At 69.7% G+C, this 4,806-nt stretch carries 4 protein-coding genes and 1 pseudogene; 3 read left to right on the top strand and 2 right to left on the bottom strand.

Annotation, left to right across the window (positions count from 1 at the left end; genetic code table 11):
• Together G6017_RS17180 and G6017_RS01255 are read right to left on the bottom strand one after the other, a co-directional pair.
• On the bottom strand, positions 1-2,089 hold a 2,089-nt coding region (locus G6017_RS17180), incomplete at its 3' end, for a transglycosylase domain-containing protein (protein ID WP_182615525.1).
• 119 nt (positions 2,090-2,208) lie between these two features.
• Positions 2,209-2,607, bottom strand: coding sequence for a DUF5318 family protein (locus G6017_RS01255; protein WP_179526059.1), 399 nt, complete (start codon positions 2,605-2,607; stop codon positions 2,209-2,211).
• A 306-nt stretch (positions 2,608-2,913) separates the two neighbouring features.
• On the opposite strand from G6017_RS01255, the gene G6017_RS01250 reads away from it, so the two are divergent.
• The 3 genes and pseudogenes from G6017_RS01250 to G6017_RS01240 all read left to right on the top strand — a co-directional run.
• The gene (locus G6017_RS01250; protein ID WP_182615527.1) at positions 2,914-3,465 is read left to right on the top strand and encodes a helix-turn-helix transcriptional regulator; all 552 of its coding nucleotides are present in this window, start codon (positions 2,914-2,916) and stop codon (positions 3,463-3,465) included.
• Complete coding sequence (locus G6017_RS01245) at positions 3,462-4,550, top strand: inositol-3-phosphate synthase (protein ID WP_182610744.1); 1,089 nt, start codon at positions 3,462-3,464, stop codon at positions 4,548-4,550. The genes G6017_RS01250 and G6017_RS01245 overlap by 4 nt, the downstream gene beginning before the upstream one ends.
• A gap of 24 nt (positions 4,551-4,574) precedes the next feature.
• Positions 4,575-4,806 (top strand): annotated as a pseudogene (locus tag G6017_RS01240) (hypothetical protein); the annotation flags it as partial.

Below are 4,806 nucleotides of genomic sequence, written 5' to 3'. Positions count from 1 at the left end.
CCCCGGGAGCCGGAGCGGGCTGCGCGGGGGCGGGGGCGACGCTGGGCTGGGGGACCGCCTGCTGGGTGGCACCCGTCCCGCCGGTGTTCCCGGTCCCCGTGCCGGAGGACTCCCACTGGGACGCGCCGGCCTGGCCACCGATGTACCCGGGGGACGGGAAGCTCTCCCAGTCGGTGCCGGACAGCGCGCCGTCCATCGCCGACTTCCAGATGTCCGCGGGGAGCCCGGACCCGTACATCGTCCCGCCCCACGCGTTGAGCAACGGTTCGTTGTCGTCGGTCCCCACCCACACCGCCGTGGCGATGGACGGGGTGTAGCCCACGAACCAGGCGTCCTTGTTGTACCCGGTGTCGCCGAGCTGGGTGGTGCCGGACTTGGCGGCCGAGGGGCGTCCGCCCGCCAGCGACTTGCCGTTGGAATAGGCGGCGATCGGCTCCATCGCGGAGGTGAGGTTGTTGGCCACGTCGGCGTCCACCACCTCCTCACCCTCTGGGGCCGAGTTGTCCAGCAGGACCTCACCGTCGGCCGTCTCGACCTTCTCGATGAAGTGGGTCGGCCGGTGGACGCCCTCGGCCGCGAAGGTGGCCAGGCTCGTGGCCATGTCGCGCACCCGGATCGGGTACTGGCCCAGGATCAGGCCGTCGTAGGGGTCCTCGCCCTGCTCGGTGAGGGTCTCCCACGGCAGGCCGGGGATCTCCTTGGCGACGCCCGTGCGGTGGGCCATCTCCCGGACGTCGTTGGCGCCGTTGTCTAGCATCCGCTGCAGGCGGATGAACGAGGTGTTGAGGGACATCTTGAGCGCCATCGCGACCGAGCACGACCCACAGGACTGGCCTTGGACGTTGGTGACGGTGACGTTTCCGGTGGTCACGGGCGCCGAGGAGATCTGGGTGCCCAACCCGATCCCCTGCTCGAGGGCGGCGGCCACGCCGAAGATCTTGAAGGTGGAACCGGTCTGCAGCGGGGCGTTGGCGTAATCCCACCCCTCGGCGTCCTCGCCGCCGTAGTAGCCGATCACGCCGCCCGTGCGGGGGTTGATGGAGACCACCGCCGTCCGGTTCTCGGGCCTCTCCCCCTGCATGTTGCTGCGAGCGGCCTCGACCACCGCCTCCTGGGTGGACGGGTCGATCGTCGTGGTGATCTTGAGCCCGCGGGTGTTGAGCATCTGCTCGTCCAGGCCGGCCATCGCCAGCTCCGCCAGCACCTGCCGACGGATCGCCCCGTTGGTGGGGTTGCCCACGTTCTGGTCCACCGCCTGGGGGTCCTCCACGACCTGGGGGAACACCGCCATGCCGCGCTGCTGGGCGTCGATGGCCCCCATGTCCCGCATGCCGTCCATCACGTAGTTCCAGCGGCCCTCGGAGGCGGCGGCGTTGTTGAGCGGGTCCAGCACGGACGGGGACTGGATGACGCCCGCGAGCAGTGCGCCCTCCTCCACGGTGAGGGCCTCCACCGGCTTGTTGAAGTACGCGGTGGAGGCGGCGGCGATGCCGTAGGCGCCGCGGCCGAAGTAGATGGTGTTGAGGTAGGCCCCGAGGATCTGGTCCTTGGACCACTCGTTGGTCATCTTGGCCGCGATGATGATCTCCTTGGCCTTGCGCTCATAGGTGGGAGCGTCGCCGACCATGGTGTTCTTGACGTACTGCTGCGTGATCGTGGACCCGCCGCCGGCGCTCGACTCGCCGGTGACCTGCCCGATCACCGCGCGGCCGATGCCCGTGGGGTCGTAGCCCTCGTTGGTGTAGAAGCTGCGGTCCTCCGCGGCGATGACGGCGTTTCGCACGTGCACGGGGATGGCGTCGACCTCGACCAGGGTGCGGTTGCCCTCCGGTGGGACGATGCGCCCGATCATGGTCGTGCCGTCGTTGGTGTAGATCTCGGAGATCTGGTTGGTGGCCACGCTGCCCGGGCGGGGGATCTCGGTGCGGTTGTAGGTCACCCCGACGATCACCAGCGGGATCACCAACACGACGACGACGACGAGGATCAGAGTCGTCCAGATCGGGTGACGTCGGAACCAGCCGCGCCGGGGCGAGGAGTCGTCCCGATCCCCGTCAGATCTCCCACGCGTCCTGTCACTTTGCGACATCTTCTACCCTCCTGCGAGCAGCTCCGACCGGTACGGGCGACCCCCGCTGACGGTGCATTGAGGTCCATTGTGTACGAAATCGCGCTCCACTCGGAACTCGGCGCACCCGGCGAGGGCGCTCAGCGGTGCCTGCGGAGCTCCCGCGCCGCCCGGCGCACGCGCCTGCCCTCACCGGAGGCGAGGCCCACCTCATAGGACTCCACCAGGTGGTTCCACGAGCAGCTGCGACACACCTCCACCACGTGCACGGTGAACGCGTCATGGGTCAGTGCCAGCTGCTCGATCTCGTCCGCGCTCCGCGCCGATCCGGACGCCGCACCCAGGTCGTCGCCGAACACCCAGGACACCTCGGTGAGGTTCTCCTTGCGGCACACGGGGCACACGGTCCCGGTCTCCACGCCGTGGAAACTCGCCGCACGCAGCAGATAGACGTCCGCGTCGCACACCTCGCGAAGTGCCGAGACCCCCTCACGGAGATCCGCCAACACCCCTCGACGCCGCAGGGCGAAATCCACCACCCGCCGACGCCGGAGGGCGTCGCGGCCGGTGGGGTCCTCCGGTCCCGGCGGAGGGCCGGGTCGCCGGGGGCGGAAGTCGGCGTGGTCCACAGGATCAGCCTACGACTCGCGCCGGACCCCCGCGCGAGTCCGGGGCACGAGCACGGGGGGTCCGGGGCGCGAGGCCGGGGGGTCCGGGGCCCGCGTCTGTCTCGACCCGTCCGTCCGATGTCACGGACGGGTATATCGGCGCGATACATCCGAAGGTGTACTCTCGGTGACCGTCGCGGAAACCCGCAGGCATGAGACGTCGAGGGGAGGGGTGTGGTGCTCGAACTGGCGATCCTGGGGCTGCTCGACGAGCGGCCCATGCACGGCTACGAGCTGCGCAAGCGCCTGTCCGAGATGCTGGGCACCGTCCGGACCGTGTCCTTCGGTTCGCTCTACCCCACCCTGCGTCGCCTCCGGCTACAGGGAGACATCGTCGAGGACGCCACCGCGGCCACCGCCACGCGTCCGCCGGCCACCGCCCGACGCGGTCGCAAGACCTACCGCATCACCGCCGGGGGCAAGGAGACGTTGGCCGCCCTGCTCGACGAGCCCGGGGCCGCGTCGTTCACCGACGACGGTTTCGGCGTCCACCTGGCCTTCTTCGACCGCACCCCCGGGCCCGCCCGGGTGCGGCTCCTGGAGGGCCGGCGGCGGGTCCTCGAGGAGCGGCGCGAGGGCCAACGGGACGCGGCCACCCGGACCGGCCCGACCGAACTGCGCTACGCGCGGCAGCTCACCCTGCTCGGCCTCGAGACCAGCGAGCGCGAGCTGCGCTGGATCAACGAGCTCATCCAGACAGAGAACCCATCACAAGGAGAATCCCCATGACCGACAAGAAGGTGCGCGTCGCGATCGTCGGCGTCGGCAACTGCGCGTCCTCGCTCGTGCAGGGCGTCGAGTTCTACAAGGACGCGGCGATCGACCAGACCGTCCCCGGCCTCATGCACGTCAAGTTCGGCGACTACCACGTCCGGGACGTCGAGTTCGTCGCCGCGTTCGATGTCGACGGCAAGAAGGTCGGCATGGACCTCGCCGAGGCGATCAACGCCTCGGAGAACAACACCCTCAAGCTCTGCGACGTGCCGCCGACCGGCGTCAGCGTCCAGCGCGGACCCACCCTCGACGGGCTGGGCAAGTACTACCGCCAGACCATCGAGGAGTCCGACGCCGAGCCCGTGGACATGGTCCGGGCCCTGCGCGACGCCGAGGTCGACGTGCTGGTCAGCTACCTGCCGGTGGGGTCCGAGGAGGCGGACAAGTTCTACGCCCAGTGCTGCATCGACGCCGACGTCGCCTTTGTCAACGCCCTGCCCGTCTTCATCGCCTCCGACCCCGTGTGGGCCGAGAAGTTCCGCTCCGCCGGCGTCCCGATCGTCGGCGACGACATCAAGTCGCAGGTCGGCGCCACCATCACGCACCGCGTGATGGCCAAGCTGTTCGAGGACCGCGGTGTCGCCCTGGACCGGACCTACCAGCTCAACGTGGGCGGCAACATGGACTTCAAGAACATGCTCGAGCGCGAGCGCCTGGAGTCCAAGAAGGTCTCCAAGACCCAGGCCGTGACCTCCAACCTCGAGGGCTCCCTCAAGGACAAGATCCACGACCGCAACGTGCACATCGGCCCCTCCGACTACGTGGAGTGGCTCGACGACCGCAAGTGGGCGTACGTTCGCCTCGAGGGACGCGCGTTCGGCGATGCTCCGATCAACCTCGAGTACAAGCTCGAGGTGTGGGACTCGCCCAACTCGGCCGGCATCATCATCGACGCCGTCCGGGCGGCCAAGATCGCCAAGGACCGCGGCATCGGCGGACCGATCCTGCCGGCGTCGGCGTACCTCATGAAGTCCCCGCCGGAGCAGATGGCCGACGACAAGGCCCGCGCCGAGCTCGAGGCCTTCATCATCGGAGCCTGACCCCCGCTGGAAGAACAGGAACGCATGACCCACACCGCGACGAACCGCCAGCTCTCCCCCACCGGGCGTCGCCGTGTCCCGGCCGTCATCGCACTCGCGATGGCGGCCGGGGTCGCGCTCGCCGCGTGTTCGGGGGCGGAGGAGACCGCGGCCCCCACCTCGCCGACGACGCAGGCGACCACCTCGTCGTCGTCGACTCCCCCGTCCCCCTCGTCCGTGGCCGAGACCGCCGATCCCGTCTCCGCACCCACGGCGT

Origin of the sequence: Dietzia sp. B44 (assembly GCF_014145245.1) — a bacterium.
Lineage (GTDB): Bacteria > Actinomycetota > Actinomycetes > Mycobacteriales > Mycobacteriaceae > Dietzia > Dietzia natronolimnaea.
This window is presented reverse-complemented; position numbering and strand designations above follow the sequence as displayed.